The sequence below is a fragment of the Sciscionella sediminilitoris genome, from assembly GCF_000737195.2.
Classification (GTDB): domain Bacteria; phylum Actinomycetota; class Actinomycetes; order Mycobacteriales; family Pseudonocardiaceae; genus Sciscionella; species Sciscionella sediminilitoris.
Genome location: NZ_JALM01000074.1, coordinates 59937 through 79472, shown reverse-complemented (window position 1 = coordinate 79472; position 19536 = coordinate 59937). Strand labels below are relative to the sequence as shown.

The following is a 19536-nucleotide window of genomic DNA, read 5'->3' as shown; positions in this document are numbered from 1 at the left end:
AACAGCCGGTCCGGCGATTGACTTGTTTTGTCATCTCTTTACGACGAAAGTTCTGTTTCCCGGATCAGTGCTCACGCAGTGCCCGGAGCGCGAGATAGAGATCCACCCGATCGGCGGTGTCGCCGAGGCTGCGGCCGGTCAGTTCCTCGACCTTGCCGATGCGGTGGCGCAGGGTGTTGATGTGCACGTGCAGTGACTGGGCTGCCTCCTGCCAGCGCCCGCCGCAGTCCAGGAAGACCCGCAGCGAGGGCAGCAGCTCGCTGCCCCGGCGCCGATCGTGTTCGGCCACCCCGCCGAGCACCGCCCGGGAGGTGGCCGCCAGCAGCTCCGGATCCTGCGCGGCGAACAACAGGGTCGGGCTGGACAACCGCGCGTAGCTCAACCGGCCGGATTCCCCGCGCAGCGCGGCCACCGCGTGCGCGGCCTGCAACAGGCTCGCGCGCAGCGAATCCACCGGACCGGGGCCGCCGATACCGAGCCCCGCATCGCCGAGCGCGCCGTGCAGCGCGGCCGCCTGCCGGTCCGGGTCCCCGTCCACCGCGACCAGTCCGAGCACCTCCTCCCCGCGCACCGCGCAGATCCCGGTACCGTGCAGTGCCTCGGTCAGCCGGGCGGCCAGCGCTTCCGGTGCGGCACCGTGCACCACGAGTCCCGCGTACTCGGCATCGGGCGGCAGGCCGAGCGAACGCAGCCGGGAACGCACCGCGGGCAGTTGCGGGCCGCCTGCCTGGATCCACTCGAACAGCTCCGCGGCGAACCGGGACTCCATTTCGCGCAGTGCCCGGACCCGTTCGATCTCCAGGGCGAGGAACGGCATCGCCTGGGTCACCGAGGCCCGCTGGCGGACATCCAGTTCGGCGAACGGGACCGGGAGCAGCAGTTCGGCGTCCGCGAGCCCGTCACCGACCAGCGCCACCCCGTGCCGCGCCTCCGGTGGTTCCCCGAACAACCCAGCCGCCGTGCGCACCGCGACCGGAAGCCCGAGGTGCTTGGCGAGCACCCGCAGCACCGAGTGCACACCCCGTTCCCGGCGCAGCGCGGCCACGATCGCGTCGTACTCGGCGAGATGGCCGCGCAGCGGGCCTTCCCATTCGGCGCGCTTGGCCGCCACGAATGCCTCGGTGATCTGTACGAACGGAATCTCGACGGGGACGACGAAACAGGTGAGCGCATGCCGGCGCGCGGCGGCGAGAAACTCCCCGGGAACCTCGGGCGCGTCCGGCAGCAGGCCGTAGCCGATCGCGGCCACCCCGGCGGCGGCGATCCGGTCCACGAACTCGCCCGCGCCGAGCCCGCCGTCCCGCCACACCCCGGCGGTGAGCACCACCTCGCCACCGCGCAGGAACCGGGCGGGGTCGGCGACCTCGGTCGTGTGCACCCAGCGCACCGGCCGGTCCAGCGCACCGCGCACCCGCAGTTCGAGCCGCAATTCGGGATCCGTCACCAGGTCGCGAACCAGCATCCGGTCACCCTACGCCGGTGCTCGTCCGTCCACTGTGGACCGCGCTCAGCGCGCGGCGGGCCAGCCGCTCGCGCCGAGCTCGTGCGAGATGGTGCGGGCCGCCTCGCGCACCGCTGCGGTCACCGGATCGGCGACCGGCCATTCCGCGACGGGCACCACGATCCCGATGGCGCCGATGACCGATTCGGCGTCGCTGATCGGCGCGGCGAGCCCGCATTCGCCGAGCACCGCCTCCTCCTGCTCGGTGGCCAGGCCACGGGCGCGCGCCTGGTCGAGCTGTCCGGCGAGTGCTGCCGGATCGGTGACGGTGTCCGCGGTCATGCTCGACAGCTCGCCGGGTTCCTCACCGGTGAACGCGAGCACCGCCTTGCCTAGCGCGGTGGCGTGCAGCGGAAGGGTGAGCCCGACCTCGGCCATCTGCCGGGACCCGTCCGGGCGCGGTTCGTGGTGCACGATCATCACCTCGCCTGCCGTGCGGGCCCCGATGCGCACCGCGAAACCGGTGCGCCTGGCCAGTTCGGCGGACCAGGTCACCGATCGGGAGCGCAGCTCGAGCGTGCCGAGGTAGACGTTGCCGAGCTTGAGCAGTTCCGGGCCGAGCCGATAGTGACCGGATCGCGGTTCCTGCACCACGAGTCCGTGCGCCTGCAGGGTCTTGACGATCCCGTGCACGGTGGACGGGGCGAGCTCGAGACCCGCGGCGAGCTGGGCGAGGCTGAGGCCGTGCGAGCCGCGGGCGGACCGGAGCAATCCGAGCGCCCGGATCGCCCGGTCGACGGACTGGATCATGAGGCCTCTCCCGCTCTGGTCAGCACGCGAGCTTTACAGCGATGCGAGATCAGCCTAGTATGCCTCGGTAATTCGGTAATGTCGAATGAGCTTCGACGATGAAGGATGGTCGCGAGGATGCCGGTACGTGCACTGCTGAATGATCCGGACGAGCTGGTCGCCGAGGCGCTCGACGGGTTCGCGCGCTCACACCCGGAGCTGGTGCGCGCGAGCGCCGACCCGGCCTACCTGATCCGCGCCGACCCGGCCGACAAAGTGGCGCTGGTGTCCGGCGGCGGTTCCGGGCACGAACCGCTGCACACCGGCTTCGTCGGTGCCGGGATGCTCGATGTGGCCGTGCCCGGCGCGGTGTTCGCCAGTCCGACCGCGTATCAGATCCGTGCCGCGATCCGGGCCGCCGACCGCGGGCGCGGGGTACTGCTCGTGGTGAAGAACTACACCGGTGACGTGCTGAACTTCGGCATCGCCGCGGAACTGGCCGCCGAGGAAGGCATCGAGACCCGGATCGCGCTGGTGGACGACGATCTGGCCACCGAGAGCGAGGACGGGCCGGGCAGGCGGGGGACCGCGGCCGTGCTCGCGGTGGAGAAGATCTGCGGGGCGGCCGCCGAGCGCGGCGCGGACCTGGATCAGCTGGCCGAACTGGCCGCCCGGATCACCTCATCGGCGCGCACGCTCGCCCTGGCCACCGCCGCCTGCACGCATCCCGGCGAATCCCGTCCCTCCTTCGAACTCGCCGCGGACGAGGTGGAGTTCGGGGTCGGTATCCACGGGGAACACGGCATCGGCCGCAGGCCGTACGGCAGCGCGCGGGAACTGACCGCCGCGCTGGCCGATCCGCTGCTCGAATCGCTCGGACTCACCGCGGGCGAGGAAGTGCTGGCCATCGTCAACGGGCTGGGCGCCACGCACGGCCTCGAACTGGCCACCGTGGCGCGCGAACTGCACGAACACCTGGCGGGGCGCGGCATCCGGATCACCCGTTCCCTCGTCGGCTCGTATGTCACCGCGCTGGACATGCGCGGCTGCTCGGTCACCCTGCTCCGGCTCGATCCGGAACTGGCCGAGCTCTGGGACGCCCCGGTCCGTACCCCGGCCCTGACCTGGTGAAGGAGCGAAACGTGGACGCATTCGACGGCGCGGAGGTGCGCGCCTGGATCGACCGGTTCATCGCGACCGTGCTCGACCGGACCGGTGAGCTGACCGAACTCGACCGGCAGGCGGGCGACGGCGATTACGGCACCAACCTGCGGTCGGCGCTCGGCCGCGCCCGGGTGAACCTGGACGGAACCGCGGACCCGGCGGCCGTGTTCACCGCGGTCTCCGAGGCCTTCCTGAACACGGGCGGGACCAGCGGCCCGCTGTTCGGCATGTGGTTCCGGGAGTTCGCCAAGGCGTTCACCGAACCGGTGAGCGACGCCACCCTGGCCACCGCGGCCGGGAACGCCGCGGCGGTGGTGCAGCGGCTGGGCAAAGCCGAAGTGGGGCACAAGACCATGGTGGACGCGATGGTGCCCGCCGCGCAGGCCCTGCGGGCGGCGGCCGAACGGAACGCGGGACCGGATCGGGCACTGCGGGAGGCGGCCGCGGCCGCGCGTACCGGAGCCGAATCGACCGAGCAGTTGCTCGCCCGCCGCGGCCGGGCCAGCTACGTCGGGGAGCACGCCCGCGGAGTGATGGACCCCGGCGCGCTGACCGTGGCGATGTTCTTCGCCGCCGCGAACGGCTGAGCCGCACGCCGAGACGTTACGGTTGACCGGTGGAGATCTTTCACCTGCGCTATTTCCTCGCGGTCGCCGAGGAGCTGAGCTTTTCCCGGGCGGCGCGGCGGTTGCACATGGCGACCTCGCCGCTGAGCCAGCGGGTGCGGGATCTGGAGCGGGAACTCGAGGTCGTGCTGTTCGATCGGGACTCGCACCACGTGGGGCTGACTCGGGCCGGTGAAGCGCTGCTGCCGATCGCGCGCGATGTCCTCGGCCGCTTCGATGATATCGGCTGGCGGCTGCGCGAGGAGATCGTGCCGGACCAGCGCACCGTCTACATCGGTGTGCCGCCCGGGCTGCATCGCCGGGTCCGGGAACGGCTCAAGGAACTCGAATCCCGCGCCACGGGATACCGGTTGAAGCGGTGGCCGGGCGGCAGCGCGGATCTGGCCGCCGCGCTGCAACGCGGAGAACTGGGCCTGGCCCTGGTGCATCTGCCGGTGCACATCGAGGGAATCGGCATCCTGGAGGTCGACAGCGAACCACTGGGCGCGGTGCTGCCCGCGGCCGAGTTCCGGGACCGGGAATCGGTATCGCTGTCCGAACTGACCGAGTACACCTATGTCCGGCCGGCCGCGGGCATGTCGCCGACCTATTTCGAACAGCTCGGCGTGCGCATCGCGGCCGCGGGAATCAACAAGAAGATCACCCTTTCCAGTGGTGATTACGGCAGCGTCAGCGAATTCGTGGCGAACGGTTCCGCCTTCGCGATTTCCATGCTCGATCCGGAAAGCGATATGCACAAACATCGGACCGAGAACAATGTCGTGCTGCCGTTCAATGATTTCCAGCCCGCACTAACCACCGGGCTCGCCTGGCGGGAAAATCGTGATGACCTGCGTGAACTTCTCGAACTGGCCCAGGAAGTGCTGTCCGGGAACGAGTGACCCAATGGCGTGACCGCTGTGGTCACGCCATTGTTCGCCATTCGGTGCAGCCGGATCGTTGATTGTTCTTTTCCGCCGGGGCTAGCGTCGAAGGTGAAAACACGAGACGCGTTATCCGGTGGAGGACGATGACAATGCAGGCTCCCGGAAACAACAGTGGACCGCTCGCGGGAGTACGGGTCGTCGACCTGTCCACCGTGGTGATGGGTCCGTACGCCGCGCAGATCCTCGGCGATCTCGGCGCGGATGTGGTCAAGATCGAATCCCCGCGGGACACGGTCCGCAACGGAACCGTGCACCGCACGCCGGGCATGACCCCGCTGAACCTGAACGTCAACCGGAACAAGCGCAGCATCGCGCTGAACCTGAAGGACGAACAGGAACACGCCAGCGCGCTCGAACTGGTGCACGGGGCGGACATCCTGATCACCAACATGCGCATCGACGCCCTGCGGCGGCTGCACATGGACTACGACAGCCTCGCCGAGGCGAACCCGAAACTCATCTACGCGCACGCACAGGGATTCCGGCCCGATTCCGACCGGGCCACGCTGGCTGCTTACGACGAGACGGTGCAGGCGGCTTCCGGGCTGCTGGACATCGCCTCGAGGGCCGGGGACATCGGCGCACCCGTCGTGCTGCCCGGGATCTTCGCGGACAAGGTGAGCGCGCTGACCATCGTGTACTCGGTGCTCGCCGCGCTCGTGCATCAGCGGGCCACCGGAGAGGGTCAGCTTGTCGAGGTGCCGATGACCGACACCCTGCTCGCCTTCAACATGGTGGAACACCTGCAGGGCAAGATCTTCGAGCCGCCGATGGGGGAGACGGGCTTCCCGCTGTCCATGAACAAGGGGCACCGTGCCCGGCCGACCAAGGACGGGCACGCGATGATCATTCCCTACAGCCCGCAGAACTGCCGGGACCTGTTCCACGCCGCGGGCCGGGACGATCTGGCCGCGGACCCGCGGGTGAACGGGGAATTCATCGACGCCAAGGCCGACGGCGCGGCGATCGCCGAGCTGATCGAATCGGTCACCCCGAACCTGACCACCGCCGAATGGATCGAGGTCTGCACCGAGCACAGCATCCCGGTCGGACCGGTGCTGCGCCTGGACGAGGCCGATGCCGACCCGTACGTGCGCGAGGGGCACCTGCTCGACGTCGCCGAGCACCCGAGCGAGGGCAGCTACCGGGTCATCGGAACCCCGATGCGGTTCTCCCGCACCCCGGCGAGCGTCCGCAGGCACGCCCCGCTCCCCGGCCAGGACGGCGCGGAGATTCTCGCCGAACTGGGCGCGACCGAGACCGCCGGACAGGAATAGGAGCATCGAGCATGGCACAGGTACACGAGGAAGCGGACTTCTTCGGGTTCGCCGAACTGCTTTCCGCCGAGGAGCGCGCCGAGCTCGCCGACATCCGGGCCTATCTGGAACGCGAGATCACACCGATCGCGAACAAGGCGTGGGACAGCGGCGAATTCCCGGCCGAGGCCATCGGGAAATTCGCCGAGCTGAAGCTGGCCGGTTACCAGTACCCGGAGTACGGCGACGGAAAAGCGCGCAGTGCGCTCTTCCCGGGTTTTCTCAGCCTGGAGCTGAACCGCATCGATCCCTCCTTCGCGGTGTTCTCCGGTGTGCACACCGGGCTCGCGCTCGGCTCCATCCACGGCGGGGGCGACGAGGAGCAGCACCGCCGCTGGATCCCGGACATGGTGGCGATGCGCAAGATCGGCGCCTTCGCGCTCACCGAACCGGAGGGCGGTTCCGATGTGGCGGGCGGCATGCGCACCACCGCGCGCCGAGACGGCGAGCACTGGGTGCTGGACGGGGCGAAGCGCTGGATCGGGAACGGCACCTTCGCCGATCTCGTGGTCGTGTGGGCCCGGGATGTGGCCGATGGCAATGTCAAGGGGTTCGTGGTGGAGCACGGCACGCCGGGGTTCACCACGAGCAAGATCGAGGGCAAGATCGCACTGCGCACCGTGCAGAACGCGGACATCACCCTCGATGGCGTGCGGGTGCCGGAAGCGAACCGGCTCCAGCGCATCAACAGCTTCCGGGACACCGCGAAGGTGCTCGCCCGTACCAGGGGCGGGGTCGCCTGGCAGGCACTCGGGATCGCGGTCCGCGCCTACGAACTCGCGCGGGAATACGCCACGCGGCGGGTGCAGTTCGGTAAGCCGATCGGCGGTTTCCAGCTGATCCAGGACCTGCTGGTGAAGATGCTCGGCGATATCACCGCGATGTTCGGCATGGTGGTGCGCCTCAACGAGCTCATCGAGCGCGGCGAGGCGCGAGCCGATCAGGCCGCACTGGCGAAGGCGTTCACCACCACCCGGATGCGCGAGGTCGTCTCCTGGGCGCGGGAACTGTTCGGCGGCAACGGAATCGTGCTCGACTACGAGATCGCGAAGTTCTTCGCCGACGCCGAGGCGGTGTACTCCTTCGAAGGCTCCCGGGAGATGAACACGCTGATCGTGGGGAAATCCATCACCGGGCACAGCGCCTTCGCGTGACCGCGCAGCAGCGCAGCCAGGCGTCCAGCTGACGGATCAGTTCCCCGGTTCGCGCACCGCCACCCGGAGCCGCGGGATAGCGGTGCAGGACCTCCACCACGAGAGGATCCGCCAGCTCCCGCGACCGCGCGAGTTGTTCGGTTCCCACTGCGGGATCGTCTCCGGCGGCGAGCTCGAACGCCCGTGCGGCATGCGCCGCCGCGCCGAGGATGTGCTTGACCTGGGTGGCTTTGGCCAAGGGATGGAGGTACGCGGCACTGGCCGCGGCCAGTGCCGCCCGGGCTGCCTCGCTCGCGGCGGCTTGGCCCGCGTCCCGGGTTTCCTGGGCGGCCCGCTGAGCCGCCCAGGCACTGTCCCGGATCAGCTTGCTCCGCCTGGCCCCGTCTGCGAATTCCTGGGCGGCCCCGACCGCGGATCGCGGGCGCGGGTCCCCGGGGCGGGCTTCGGTGAAGATCGGCAGTGCGGTGCGCGCGCAGGCCGCTGCATAGCCCGCCACCGCACGCAGTTCGGCCATGCTGAGTTGGATGGTCGTGGAGCCCTCCACCATGGCGGCACCCTACTGAATGTGTTGCGGCCAGGGCCATCCGATTGACGTGCTCGGCAGAATGGGTGCATGAGTGAAGCGCTGCCGGTACTCCGGCAGACCGTGCTGGACACCACCGACGCACGCGCGCTGGCCGAGTTCTACCGGAAGTTCCTCGGGCTGCGCTACCGCCAGGGTGACGAACCACCGGCGGTGGGGGAGCCCGATACCCACGGCGCGGACTGGCTGGTGCTGCGGGATCCCGCGACCGCGTTCCGCCTCGCCTTCCAACAGGTCGCCGAGCTGTCCGAGCCGACCTGGCCGCACGGACCGGTGCCGCAGCAGCTGCACCTGGACCTCACCGTCCCCACGAAGACCGATCTGGAACGCCAGCATCTGCGCGCCGTGCGGCTCGGCGCGCGGCTGCTCTACGACCGAACGGATGATCCGGTCGAACCGCTTTGCGTCTACGCCGATCCCGAGGGGCACCCGTTCTGCGTGTTCGTGGCGGGCCCGGACCATGCCTGAGTGCAGCCTCGAGGTCACCCGGATCATCGCGGCGCGTGCGGACCGGATCTTCGCGTTCCTCGCCAGGCCCGCGGAACACCGGCGCATCGACACGAGCGGCATGGTCCGGGGATGCGTGCGGGACTCCACGGTGACCGCGGCGGGCGAGGTCTTCGTGATGGACATGGAGAACCCGGTCAAGGGTGCGCACCGGGTGGAGAACCATGTGGTGACCTTCGAACCGGACCGCGCCATCGGCTGGGCTCCCGCGACGCCAGGGGAGTCGCCCGCCGGGCACACCTGGACGTGGCGCCTCGTTCCGCTCGAGGCCGGGCGTACCCGGGTGACGCTCACCTACGACTGGTCGGCATTCCGTTATCGGGCGATGCTCGACCGGCTCCCGGTGCTGGACCAGGACGGGTTGCGGGCCTCGATCGACCGGCTGGCCGACATCTTCGAGTGACCCATGTCACTCGAGGGAACTGCCGGGGCCTCATATCCGACCAGTCCCATATGCGGTGTTGTTGGATCGGTGAGGTCTCGCTCCTTCCGGTGGTGCCCGCGACCGAGCCGCAGCCACCGGCCTGCGGATCGCGCGCGTGCGGGAATCCGGCCTGCCCACGGAATCGCCCGGCCGCCCGGCCCGCGGACACCATCGACGAGCTGCTCGACACCCTGAAGGCGGGGCCACCCGATCCGGAGGGGCTCACCGAGCGCATCATGCACAATCTGCGCGAACACGGCGCACTCGACGAGCCCGGCGGATCGGAGGGGCAGGAGTGACCGAGGAGACCGCCGAGGTCCGGCGGCTGCTCGAGCGCACCGGACCGCGGGTGTGGCGGGTGTGCGCGGCGCTGGTGGATCCGGATTCGGCGGAGGAACTGGCCGCCCGCACCTACTACCTGGCCATTCGTTCGGGATCGGCAGCAGCGGACACCCCGCTGTCCTGGCTGGCCGGGATCGCCAGGGGAGTCTGCGCCGAGGAACGTGCCCGCCGCGGTACCGGGCCCCGGGCCGCGGAAGCCGGGCGGCATCCCGCCACGCTGCTGCGCGGGGCGCTCGCCGAGGCGGTGGACCGGCTGGCCGTGGAACCCCGGGAGGCGCTGCTGCTCACCGCGGTGGCCGGTCTCCCGGTGACCGAGGCGGCCTCGGCCTGCGGCTGCTCGGTGGAGGTGCTGCGGGACCGGGTGGCCTATGCGCGCACGGCGCTGGCCGACGACCTCGGGATCGGTACCGCGTCCCGCAGGGAGGATGCGGCGGGCGATATGCGGGCCTGCTGACCGCGCGGCCTCCGGGAGCAGGGACCACTGGCGCATCGGGGAGTGCCCTTTGCCCCTACGCCCGGGGCGCCGTCCGGCACCAGTCTGGGGGTATGCGCGAATCAGCAGAGAACGCCGGAAGCCCCGCCTGTGGCGCGGTGGTGGTCGGGGTGGACGGTTCCCCGGCGTCGAACCTCGCGTTGCGCTGGGCGATTCGCGAGGTGACCGGCCGCGGAGTCGGGCTGCATCTGGTGCACGCGACGGGGCTTCCGGTCGGTGGACAGAACTACTGGCGCCCGCTCGATCTGGTGGCGCAGGCCTGCCGGGCGGGCCGGGTGCTGTTGCGGGCCGCCGAGCAGTTCGTGGAGAAGGAATCCGGTGGCGCGGGGATCACCGTGACCAGTGGGCTGGTCTCGGAGTATCCGGGTGAGGCGCTGGTCGCGCTGTCCGGGTTCGCGCGGACGGTGGTGCTCGGCGCCACCGGTTACGGCGGATTCCCCGGGATACTGGCGGGCTCGACCACAGAGGCGGTCGCCACGCACGCGCACTGCCCGGTCGTGGTGGTCCGTGGGCGCGGGACCGCCGGGTCGCTTCCCGAGGAGGGGCCGGTGGTGCTCGGGGTGGACGAATGGCATGCCACCGATCGGGCGATCGCCGCCGCGTTCGACGAGGCCGCGTGGCTGGATGCCCCGCTGGTCGCGGTGCACGCCTGGACGGTCGCCGAGTACGGTGCCTATCCGGCAGGGACCGGAACCGAGAGCATGATCACCGAGCGGCGCCGATTCCTGGCCACCCGGCTCGCCCGCTGGCAGGAGAAGTACCCGGATGTCCGGGTCGAGCAGGTGGTGGCGCACAACCGGACCCGGCGGCAGCTGCTGGAGTGGTCGGGCCGGGCGCGGCTGCTCGTGGTGGGCAGCCACGGGCGGGGCGCGTTCTCCGGACTGGTGCTCGGCTCGGTGAGCAGGGCGATGGTCTACCACGCGCAGAGCCCGGTGCTGGTGGTGAGCAAGGACAGCGCGCGCTGAGTCCCGCGCTCATCCGGGTTCGCGGGCCTGCCGCAGCACGCCGACCACCTCGTCGAAGCGGTCATCGGTGGCGCGCCGGATCAGGTAGGTCGTGATCCGCGCGTCGAGGTCCTGGATCGGGAGGATCGCGAACTCACCCGAATGCAGCCCGAACGCGGCCGCGGATTCGAGCGGTACGAGCCCGAAACCCTTGGTACTGCGCAGGAACACCAGCAGCCCGCTCGGATCGGAGTACTGGGCGCCCTGGTCGACGAGGATGCCCAGCTCGGCGAACTGCTCGGCGCGGCGCGCCCCGAGATCCCAGTGCCGCGGACCCTGGATGTAGGAGAAACCCCGCAGATCGGCGAGGGTGAGCGCGGTGCGGCCGGGAAACCGGGTCGCGTCCACGACCACGCCGAGCGGTTCCCGGTACAACACGATCGTGGCGAGCCGGTTGTCGCTGGTGCCAAGGTGCGATATCGCCAGATCGAGGGAATTGCTCAGCAGCGCGGATTCCATGTCCAGCGAGGGCATCTGGCGCAGCGTGAACCGGTGCGAATCCTCGAACGCGCGGATCGACTCGCCGAGCCTGCGCCGGTGCGCGGGATTGAGCAGATCCGGGATCGCCAGCCGGACATCGGTGCGCCGGTCGCGGGCGCTGATCTGCGCGGGGATCGCGTCGAACTGGGCGACGACGGACTCGGCGAGCGGCAGCAGCGTCTCACCGGCCGAGGACAGCCGGGTGTGATGGGTGGAGCGATCGAACAGCGGTTCACCCAGCTCGCGCTCCAGTGCCCGGATGCGTTGACTCAACGGCGGCACCGACATGTTCAGCGAGCGCGCCGCTCGGGTGAAATTCAGCTCCCGAGCGACCGCCAGGAAGTACCGCAGGTGGTGCATCTCCACGCTGCGCAGCGTACTCGGCGGTGTTATCACTGTGGACATACCGCCCTGATGTACTCGGTCATTCCCTGGTTACCGAGTGGTACCTAAGGTCGGGGGTAGAGCAAGATCGTCGCGGAACGCGGAGCAGCGAAGTGTCGCGGAAAGGAAGGCGAGCCATGGATCTGGAGTTGTCCGGCGAGGACAGGAAATTCCGGGACGGTCTACGGGAGGTGTTCCTCGGCGAGATCTCCGAGGACATCCGCAGGCGCAGTGCGCTGAACGAGACCACCCGCGAGGACATCGTCACCACGCAGCGGACGCTGAACGCGCACGGGCTCGCCGTGCCGCACTGGCCGGCCGAATGGGGCGGCAAGGAGTGGACGCCGACGCAGTCCCACATCTACGCCTCGGAACTGCAGCGCAATGCCGTACCGCAGCCGCTGGCCTTCAACGTCAGCATGGTCGGCCCGATCATCGCCGAATTCGGCAGCGAGGAACAGAAACGCCAGTTCCTTCCCGCCACGGCGAATCTGGACATCTGGTGGTCGCAGGGCTTCTCCGAACCCGAGGCCGGATCCGATCTCGCCTCGCTGCGCACCACGGCGCGGCGCGAGGGCGATGTCTACATCCTCAACGGTCAGAAGACCTGGACCACTCTCGGGCAGCACGGTGAGTGGATGTTCGTGCTGGCCCGCACCGATCCGGACGCGCCGCGCAAACAGCAGGGCCTCTCGTTCCTGCTGATGGACATGACCTCGCCGGGGATCGAACGACGCCCCATCAAACTGGTCGACGGCAGCGCCGAGGTCAACGAGTTCTTCTTCGACAATGTGCGCATCCCGGCGGAGAACCTGGTCGGCGAGGAGAACAAGGGCTGGAGCTACGCGAAGTTCCTGCTCGGCAACGAGCGCAACGGCATCGCCCAGGTCGGCACCGCGCAGCGGATCTTCGCCGATCTGGCCGCGTTCGCCACGGACGCGCCGACCGAGACCGCGACCCTGGCCGAAGACCCGCAATTCCGCGCCGCGATGCACCGCGCCAAGACCACCCTGCTCGCGCTCGAGGCGACCCAGATGCGCGTGACGGGCGCTTCGGAGAACGGTGCCGCGAGCCCGGTCTCCTCGCTGCTCAAGATGGAAGGTACCCGGGCATTGCAGGAGCTCACGAAGCTGCGGATGCGCGCCGCGGGCGCGGACGGGATGCTGGTGCCGACCGAGCAGGCCCTGCAGGCCGATGAGGCGGCGAGCGTGGCGGCCGCGCAGTACCTCAACCACCGCAAGCTGTCGATCTTCGGCGGCTCCAACGAAATTCAGCGCGGCGTCATCGCCAAGACCATCCTCGGACTGTAGAAGGGCGCGGATCATGAACCTCGAATTCAACGAAGACCAGCGGCTGCTTTTCGAGACCGTGGACGCCGCGGTCGGCCGTGGTTACCAGGCGGGCGGGCGCGCCGAAGCCACCGATTCGGAACTGGGCTGGAACGCGGATGTGTGGAACACCCTGGCCGAACTGGGCCTGATGGGGCTGGCCGTTTCCGGTGAGCACGGCGGAGTCGGTGCCGGACCGGTCGAGCTGTACGCGACCCTCGAAGCACTCGGCAAGCACGCCGCGGCCGAGCCACTGCTGGACGGCGTGGTGCTGCCCTCCTGGCTGATCACCGCGCTGGGCACCGAGGAACAGGCCAAGCAGCTGCTGCCCGCGCTCGCCGAGGGCAGCACGACGATCGCGCTCGCGCACGCCGAACCGGGACGGCCGTGGGGCGCCGCGCCCGCGGTCACCGCCGCGGCCGCCGCGGACGGCTCGGTGGCGCTTTCCGGGGTGAAAGCGCCGGTGCGACAGGCCGATCAGGCGGGGAGTTTCCTCGTCACCGCCCTGGACGGGAACACCACCGGGGTCTACCTGGTGGCCGCGGACGCGCCGGGCGTGCAGCGCACCGAGGGGCGCGGCGCGGACTGGAGCCATGCCGCGCAGCTCGAGTTCTCCGGGACCCCGGCGACGCTGCTCGGTGCGTCCGGAACCGATGCCACCGACGCTCTGGGCACCGTGTTCGCCAGGGCACGGGTGGCCGTGCTCGGCGAGGCGGTCGGCCTGATGGAGACCGGGCTCGGGAAAACCGTGGAATACCTCAAGAACCGCAAGCAGTTCGGGGTTCCGCTGTCCACCTTCCAGGCGCTCGTGCATCGTGCGGCGGACCTGTACGCGCGGGTCGAACTCGCCCGCTCGATGGCCCTGTGGGCGACCGCGACGGTCGAGGCCTACGACAACGGCGCGGATGTGGACCTCGCCGCGGCGGCGGACGACGCGTTCGTGTTCGTCGGTGAGGCGGCGACCGAGGCGGCGGAGGAGATCGTCCAGCTGCACGGCGGAATCGGGATGACCTACGAGGCCGAGGTCGCGCACCACGCCGCCCGGCTGATCGCGATCACCGAGAGCTTCGGCGGACTGACCGCGGCACGCCGCCGTGCGGTCGCCGCGGAGACGGCACTGTCGGCGCCGAGCGCACTGCTGGACAACGCCGTGTGACAGACAACGCTTGTGACAGCGCCAGAGGAACAGCGCCAGAGGAACACGGACAACGGGGAGTCGAAGAGAAAGGGAGTGCGTGATGCCGGTCGTCGCGATCGTGGGAGCGGGTGTCATCGGAATGTCGTGGGCCCGGTTGTTCGCCGAGGCGGGCTGGGAGGTTCGGGTCAGCGATCCGCGCCCGGATCTGGCCGAGCTCGTGGCCGAACAACTGGCCGGGCTGCCCGCGACCGCGGTCGCCGATCCGGCGGCGGCCGCGGACGGAGCGGACTTCGTACAGGAGTCCGGTCCGGAGCGGATCGAGCTCAAACACGAGCTGTTCGCCGCGCTCGCGGCGAACACCGGGGAGGACGTCGTACTGGCCTCGTCCTCCTCCTCGCTGCTGCCCTCGGTGATCGCCGAAGGCAATGCGGCGGCCGGGCGCATCGTGATCGGGCACCCGTTCAACCCGCCCCAGCTGATGCCGCTCGTCGAAGTGGTGCCCGGCACGGAAACCGCACCGGAGACCGTGGACCGCGCGGTCGAGGTCTACCGCGCACTCGGCAAGCTGCCCATCAAGCTCCGCAAGGAAGTCCCCGGGTTCGTCGGCAACCGGCTGCAGAAGGTGTTCAACGACCAGGCGATGTACCTGGTGCAGCAGGGCGTGATCGCCCCGGAGGACCTGGACGAACTGGTCAAGGCCTCGCTCGGGCTGCGCTGGGCCACCATCGGGCCGTTCGAGAGCATGCATCTCGGCGGTGGCCCGGACGGGATGCGGCACCTGGTCGGGCACGTCGGCTCGCAGATGACCTTCGAGATCGGGCATCCGGACCGGGAACACCTGGAGGACGTGTTCGAGGACGTCGAGCGCGTGTACGGCACCGGAGCGGAGAATTACCGCGAACATGTCGAGCAGCGCGACCGCGCGACCCGGGCGATCCTGGGCGCGCTCGACTCGGCGGGGGCGCGGAAATGAGCCTGACCGGGGAACTCGAGACCGCGCTGGCCAAACCCGCGACCAGCGATGAGTACGACCTGCACGCGCCGCTCGGCGAACTGCTCGGCGCGGTGGGCCTGACCGAATCCGACTGCGGCGGCAGCGTCGAGTTCACCGGTGCCGATCCGGTGCTGCCCGGCGCGCTGCGCCTTGCCGGTGCCACCTCGCTCGCCCTGGCCGCGAAATCGGTGGCGATCGCGAAGATCTGGCGGATGCGCGGCGGGCGCGGGCAGGACATCGCGATGGATCTGCGGGTCGCCCCGCACCGGCTGTGTCCCTTCTACGACAAGAAATGGGAACTGCTGGACGGTTATCCGCTCGGTGATCCCGCACGGGTCGATCCGGCGTTCAACGCGGACCGCTTCTACGAGACCGCGGACGGCCGCTGGGTGCACCCGATCGGCCCGTACCCGAAACTGCGCAACGACGCCTCGGCGCTGCTCGGGGTTCCGGAACGGGAAGAGTCGGTGCGCCGGGCGATCGCGGGATGGAACTCCTTCGAACTGGAGGAGGCCGCCGAGCGGGCGGGCGTGATCATGCCGGTACTGCGCACGACCGAGGAGCTGATGGCCACCGAGCAGTACCGTTCGGTGCTGGCGCAGCTGCCCCCGGTACGGGTGGAGAAGATCGGGGACAGCGAACCCGAACCGTTCACCGGAGATGCCGCGGCGCCGCTGGAGGGCATCCGGGCGCTGGGCCGCGCGCACATCATCGCCGGGGCCGGGTGCGGCCGGGCCCTGGCGCTGCACGGGGCCGATGTGCTCAACGTCTGGGACCCGGACGAGTACGAACTCCCGCTGCTGTACGGCACCTCCAACGTCGGCGTGCGGTCCACGAAGCTGGACCTGAGACGGGCGGCCGATCAGCAGACGATGCGCGGGCTGCTCGCCGGAGCGGATGTCTGCTACGCGAATCGCCGGCCCGGTTATCTGGCCCGGCACGGACTGGACGCGAGTTCCGCGGCCGCGATCCGGCCCGGGATCGTGCACGCCGAGGTGACCCTGAACGGGGACAGCGGGCCGTGGGCGGGCCGGGTCGGCTTCGACCAGACCGCGGGCTGTCTCGCCGGGGTGATGCTGCTCGAAGGGGAGAACGGAGTGCCCTCCCTTCCCGCGGTTCCCGTGGTGAACGACTACATCACCTCCTGGTTCCTGCAGCTGGGCATCCTGCGCGCGCTCATGCTGCGCGCGGAGTACGGCGGTTCCTACCGGGTGATGGTGTCCCTGACCCGGGTGGCGCTGTGGTTGCTGAGCCTCGGGCTGCTGGACAAGGAGTACGCGGCGAGTGTCGCGGGGATCGCGCCCGGACACGAGTACCTGGACCCGGAGACCTTCACCGCGGACACCGCGCTCGGCCGCTATCGCGGGGTCACCGAGCAGATCCGGATGTCGGCGACACCGGGCTATTACACGAATCCGTGGATCCCGCGGGGATCGCACCGGCCGGAGTGGAGGTAAACATGTTCGCGGAACTGGTGGTGCTCGGTGTACGCACCGGAGCCGTCTACCGCATCGACACCGAGAACGGGAACGTCACGACGATCCGGGAACGCGGCGGCTGGTCTCCGGACGGCGTGGTGGTCGAGAACGGGACGATCTACTGGACCACGATGGGCAAACCGGTGCTCGATCCGGAGATTCCGGGCGAGGCGGGCATGGATTACACCGCGCGCGACGGCGGACTGCACGCGATGCGGCTGGACGGGACCGAGGTGCGCGATGTGCTCGCCCCGGGCACGATCACCACCGGCAAACAGCTCGCCTCGGACCGAGCGGGCACCCTGTACTGGGGCGACCGCGAGGGATTCCGCGTCAGCCGGGTACGCGCCGACGGGACCGGGCTGACCGATCTCGTGGTGAACACCCCCGATGCGAGCGGGTTGCAGGAATGCGTCGGGGTGGCCGTGGACCGCGCGGCCGGATACCTGTACTGGACGCAGAAGGGCCCGAGCAAGGGCGGGGCGGGCCGGATCCTGCGCGCGGGCCTGGAGATTCCCGGAGGCGAGACCGCTGCCACCCGCTCGGACATCGAGGTGCTCTGGGACGGACTTCCGGAACCGATCGACCTCGAACTGCGCGGCGGATGGCTGTACTGGACCGATCGCGGGGCGGAGCCCGCGGGCAACACGCTCAACCGCGCGCCGGTCCCGGCGGCGGGGGAGAAGGGCGCCGAACCGGAGATCCTCGCCGGTGGGTTCAGCGAGGCCATCGGTCTCGCCGTGGACACCGATCGCGCCTACGTCTCCGATCTGGGCGGGCGGATCAGCGTGGTCCCGTTGCCGGAAGCCGGTGGCGGCGAGGCTCGCGTGTTCGTACGGCTGCGGGACCACTGCACCGGGCTCGCCGGGATCGGAGCGTGAGCACCATGCCGTACACCTTCTCGTTCGCCGACATCCAGGACCGCCCGGTCGCGGTGTTCGGTGCCGGGACACTCGGCCGCCGGATCGCGCTGATGTTCGCCTCCCGCGGCGGGACCGTGCGCGTCTACGATCCGAGCGCCGAGCAGGCCCGGGCGGCAACCGAGTCCGTGGCCGGGGAACTGCCGGGGCTGATCACCGCACGCGGTTCCGGTACGCCCGGCAAGGCGGTCGCGGCGGAATCGGTCGCCGAGGCCGTGGCGCGGGCCTGGCTCGTCGTGGAGGCGGTACCGGAGCGGCTGGACGTGAAAATCCCGCTGTGGGGCGAGATCGACGCCGCCGCGCCCGCGGACACGATCTTCACCACCAACTCCTCCTCCTATCCCTCGCGGCTGATGACCGAACGCGTCCGGGATCCGAAGCGGCTGTGCAATATGCACTTCTACATGCCGCCGGAGGCGAAGGCCGTGGACCTCATGTCCGATGGCGAGACCGAACGCGGGCTGCTCGACACCCTGCTCGCGGTGCTGCCGGAGTTCGACATCCACCCGTTCGAGGCCCGCAGGGAAAGCGTCGGGTTCATCTTCAACCGCGTCTGGGCCGCCATCAAACGGGAATCGCTCGCCGTGGTCGCCGAGGGCGTGGCGCGCCCCGAGGACGTGGACGCGATGTTCCGGCTCAACTGGCACCTGCCCGCCGGGCCCTTCCAGATGATGGATCAGGTCGGCCTGGACGTGGTCCTGGACATCGAGGAGCACTACGCGCGGGAGAACCCGGATCTGCCGCGCGGACCGCGGGACCTGCTGCACCGCTACGTGGATGCGGGCAAACTCGGCGTGAAGTCCGGCGAGGGTTTCTACCCGCATCCGTGAGCGGATCAGCGCCTGGCCCTGCGCACCAGCCCGCCGCCGATGATCAGGCGCTGGATCTCACTGGTGCCCTCGTACAGGCGAAGCAGGCGCACATCGCGGTAGATGCGCTCGACGGGAACATCCCGCATGTAGCCGGTTCCACCGTGCACCTGGACCGCGAGATCGGCGACCTGGGCGACCATCTCCGTGCAGTACAGCTTCGCCGCCGAGGGGCCGATCCGCCGGTCCGCGCCGCTGACGTAGTTCCGCGCGGTCTCGCGGACCAGGGCGCGACCGGCGAGCACCCCGGTCTGCTGATCCGCGAGCATGGCCTGGACCAGCTGGAAATCCCCGATCGGGGTACCGCCCTGGGTGGCCGAGGCGGCATAGGCCACCGACTCGTCGAGCGCGCGCTGCGCGGTGCCGACCGCGAGCGCGGCGATGTGCACCCGGCCGCGAGCCAGTGAGGTCATCGCCGCGCGGTAACCGGCCTCCTCATCCCCGCCGATCAGGCTTGCCGCGGGCACCCGGACCCCGGTGAGGTTCACGTCCGCGGTCCACGCGCCCTCCTGGCCCATCTTCCGGTCCTTGGCGGCGACCTCGACGCCCGGCGTGTCCGCGGGGACCAGGAACACCGCGATCCCGGTCCCGGACTCGTCAGCCGGGCGGGTGCGGGCGAACACGATGAACAGGTCGGCGATCGGCGCGTTGGTGATGAACCGCTTCTGCCCGTCGATCACCCAGTCGTCCCCGTCGCGCACCGCGCTGGTGCGCAGCCCGGCCGGATTGGACCCGGCGCCCGGCTCGGTGAGCGCGAAGGACGCGACCACCGCGCCCGAGGCGATACGCTCCAGCCACTCGGATTTCTGCTCATCCGTGCCGAAACCGACCAGCACCTGACCGGCGATGCCGTTGTTGGTGCCGAACATCGACCGCAGCGCCAGGGTCGTGTAGCCGAACTCCATGGCCAGCTCCACGTCCTGGGTGAGGTCCAGGCCCAGCCCGCCCCATTCCTGGGGGATGGCGTACCCGAACAGCCCCATCTCGGCGGCCTGCCTGCGCAGTTCCTCCGGTATCGCGTCGGCATCGGCGATCTCCTGCTCGCGCGGTACCACCCGGTCCCGGATGAACTCGTGCACCAGCTCCTGGATCGGCCGGAAATCCTCCTGGCTCACTGCGGGCATGTCCGTCCCCTTCACCGTCTCGTTGTCCGTGGAATGTCCCTAGCAGATGGCG

21 protein-coding genes are annotated in these 19536 nt (G+C 70.0%); 16 read left to right on the top strand and 5 right to left on the bottom strand.

Going from position 1 to position 19536, the window contains the following annotated elements; translation table 11 throughout:
• Positions 1-64 precede the first annotated feature (64 nt).
• Together AD72_RS25925 and AD72_RS25920 are read right to left on the bottom strand one after the other, a co-directional pair.
• Positions 65-1462 (bottom strand): PucR family transcriptional regulator, encoded by a 1398-nt coding sequence (locus AD72_RS25925; RefSeq protein ID WP_031469202.1) that lies wholly within the window; start codon positions 1460-1462, stop codon positions 65-67.
• A gap of 45 nt (positions 1463-1507) precedes the next feature.
• Positions 1508-2251: an IclR family transcriptional regulator gene (locus AD72_RS25920; RefSeq protein ID WP_031469201.1), complete on the bottom strand. Its 744-nt coding sequence runs from the start codon at positions 2249-2251 to the stop codon at positions 1508-1510.
• 117 nt (positions 2252-2368) lie between these two features.
• Between AD72_RS25920 and AD72_RS25915 the strand changes: the two genes are divergently transcribed.
• From AD72_RS25915 to AD72_RS25895, 5 genes are all read left to right on the top strand, one after another.
• The gene (locus AD72_RS25915; protein ID WP_031469200.1) at positions 2369-3361 is read left to right on the top strand and encodes a dihydroxyacetone kinase subunit DhaK; all 993 of its coding nucleotides are present in this window, start codon (positions 2369-2371) and stop codon (positions 3359-3361) included.
• 11 nt (positions 3362-3372) lie between these two features.
• Complete coding sequence (gene dhaL / locus AD72_RS25910; protein ID WP_031469199.1) at positions 3373-3981, top strand: dihydroxyacetone kinase subunit DhaL; 609 nt, start codon at positions 3373-3375, stop codon at positions 3979-3981.
• A gap of 29 nt (positions 3982-4010) precedes the next feature.
• Complete coding sequence (locus AD72_RS25905) at positions 4011-4901, top strand: LysR family transcriptional regulator (RefSeq protein WP_031469198.1); 891 nt, start codon at positions 4011-4013, stop codon at positions 4899-4901.
• Between the two features lie 134 nt (positions 4902-5035).
• The gene (locus tag AD72_RS25900; RefSeq protein WP_082469171.1) at positions 5036-6223 is read left to right on the top strand and encodes a CaiB/BaiF CoA transferase family protein; all 1188 of its coding nucleotides are present in this window, start codon (positions 5036-5038) and stop codon (positions 6221-6223) included.
• A gap of 11 nt (positions 6224-6234) precedes the next feature.
• Positions 6235-7416 carry an acyl-CoA dehydrogenase family protein gene (locus tag AD72_RS25895; protein WP_031469196.1) on the top strand — a complete coding sequence of 394 codons (1182 nt, stop codon included), beginning with the start codon at positions 6235-6237 and terminating at the stop codon, positions 7414-7416.
• On the opposite strand, the gene AD72_RS25890 is transcribed toward AD72_RS25895, so the two are convergent.
• Positions 7391-7963 (bottom strand): putative immunity protein, encoded by a 573-nt coding sequence (locus AD72_RS25890; RefSeq protein WP_037347332.1) that lies wholly within the window; start codon positions 7961-7963, stop codon positions 7391-7393. The genes AD72_RS25895 and AD72_RS25890 overlap by 26 nt on opposite strands.
• Positions 7964-8029: 66 nt before the next feature.
• Between AD72_RS25890 and AD72_RS25885 the strand changes: the two genes are divergently transcribed.
• From AD72_RS25885 to AD72_RS25865, 5 genes are all read left to right on the top strand, one after another.
• A complete protein-coding gene (locus tag AD72_RS25885) occupies positions 8030-8467 on the top strand; it encodes a VOC family protein (RefSeq protein WP_031469194.1) in 438 nt (145 codons plus the stop codon).
• Positions 8460-8909, top strand: coding sequence for an SRPBCC family protein (locus AD72_RS25880; RefSeq protein ID WP_037347329.1), 450 nt, complete (start codon positions 8460-8462; stop codon positions 8907-8909). Before AD72_RS25885 ends, AD72_RS25880 begins: the two co-directional genes overlap by 8 nt.
• A gap of 92 nt (positions 8910-9001) precedes the next feature.
• Positions 9002-9229, top strand: a complete 228-nt coding sequence (locus AD72_RS25875; RefSeq protein WP_156365379.1) for a hypothetical protein — start codon at positions 9002-9004, stop codon at positions 9227-9229.
• The gene (locus tag AD72_RS25870) at positions 9226-9726 is read left to right on the top strand and encodes a sigma factor-like helix-turn-helix DNA-binding protein (protein ID WP_051899024.1); all 501 of its coding nucleotides are present in this window, start codon (positions 9226-9228) and stop codon (positions 9724-9726) included. The genes AD72_RS25875 and AD72_RS25870 overlap by 4 nt, the downstream gene beginning before the upstream one ends.
• Positions 9727-9818: 92 nt before the next feature.
• Positions 9819-10730: a universal stress protein gene (locus tag AD72_RS25865; protein ID WP_063890800.1), complete on the top strand. Its 912-nt coding sequence runs from the start codon at positions 9819-9821 to the stop codon at positions 10728-10730.
• 9 nt (positions 10731-10739) lie between these two features.
• Here the strand turns inward: AD72_RS25865 and AD72_RS25860 are convergent, their stop codons facing one another.
• Positions 10740-11609, bottom strand: a complete 870-nt coding sequence (locus tag AD72_RS25860) for a LysR family transcriptional regulator (protein ID WP_231644966.1) — start codon at positions 11607-11609, stop codon at positions 10740-10742.
• Positions 11610-11770: 161 nt separating this feature from the next.
• Between AD72_RS25860 and AD72_RS25855 the strand changes: the two genes are divergently transcribed.
• The 6 genes from AD72_RS25855 (at position 11771) to AD72_RS25830 (ending at position 18321) form a co-directional block, all read left to right on the top strand.
• On the top strand, positions 11771-12943 hold the full coding sequence (locus AD72_RS25855; protein WP_031469188.1) for an acyl-CoA dehydrogenase family protein: 1173 nt from the start codon (positions 11771-11773) through the stop codon (positions 12941-12943).
• A gap of 13 nt (positions 12944-12956) precedes the next feature.
• A complete protein-coding gene (locus AD72_RS25850) occupies positions 12957-14117 on the top strand; it encodes an acyl-CoA dehydrogenase family protein (RefSeq protein WP_031469187.1) in 1161 nt (386 codons plus the stop codon).
• A gap of 82 nt (positions 14118-14199) precedes the next feature.
• Positions 14200-15072: a 3-hydroxyacyl-CoA dehydrogenase NAD-binding domain-containing protein gene (locus tag AD72_RS25845; RefSeq protein ID WP_031469186.1), complete on the top strand. Its 873-nt coding sequence runs from the start codon at positions 14200-14202 to the stop codon at positions 15070-15072.
• Positions 15069-16550, top strand: coding sequence for a CoA transferase (locus AD72_RS25840; RefSeq protein WP_031469185.1), 1482 nt, complete (start codon positions 15069-15071; stop codon positions 16548-16550). The genes AD72_RS25845 and AD72_RS25840 overlap by 4 nt, the downstream gene beginning before the upstream one ends.
• Before the next feature lie 2 nt (positions 16551-16552).
• A complete protein-coding gene (locus tag AD72_RS25835) occupies positions 16553-17452 on the top strand; it encodes an SMP-30/gluconolactonase/LRE family protein (protein ID WP_031469184.1) in 900 nt (299 codons plus the stop codon).
• Between the two features lie 5 nt (positions 17453-17457).
• Positions 17458-18321 carry a 3-hydroxyacyl-CoA dehydrogenase family protein gene (locus tag AD72_RS25830; RefSeq protein WP_031469183.1) on the top strand — a complete coding sequence of 288 codons (864 nt, stop codon included), beginning with the start codon at positions 17458-17460 and terminating at the stop codon, positions 18319-18321.
• 5 nt (positions 18322-18326) lie between these two features.
• On the opposite strand, the gene AD72_RS25825 is transcribed toward AD72_RS25830, so the two are convergent.
• Complete coding sequence (locus AD72_RS25825) at positions 18327-19484, bottom strand: acyl-CoA dehydrogenase family protein (RefSeq protein WP_031469182.1); 1158 nt, start codon at positions 19482-19484, stop codon at positions 18327-18329.
• Positions 19485-19536 lie beyond the last annotated feature (52 nt).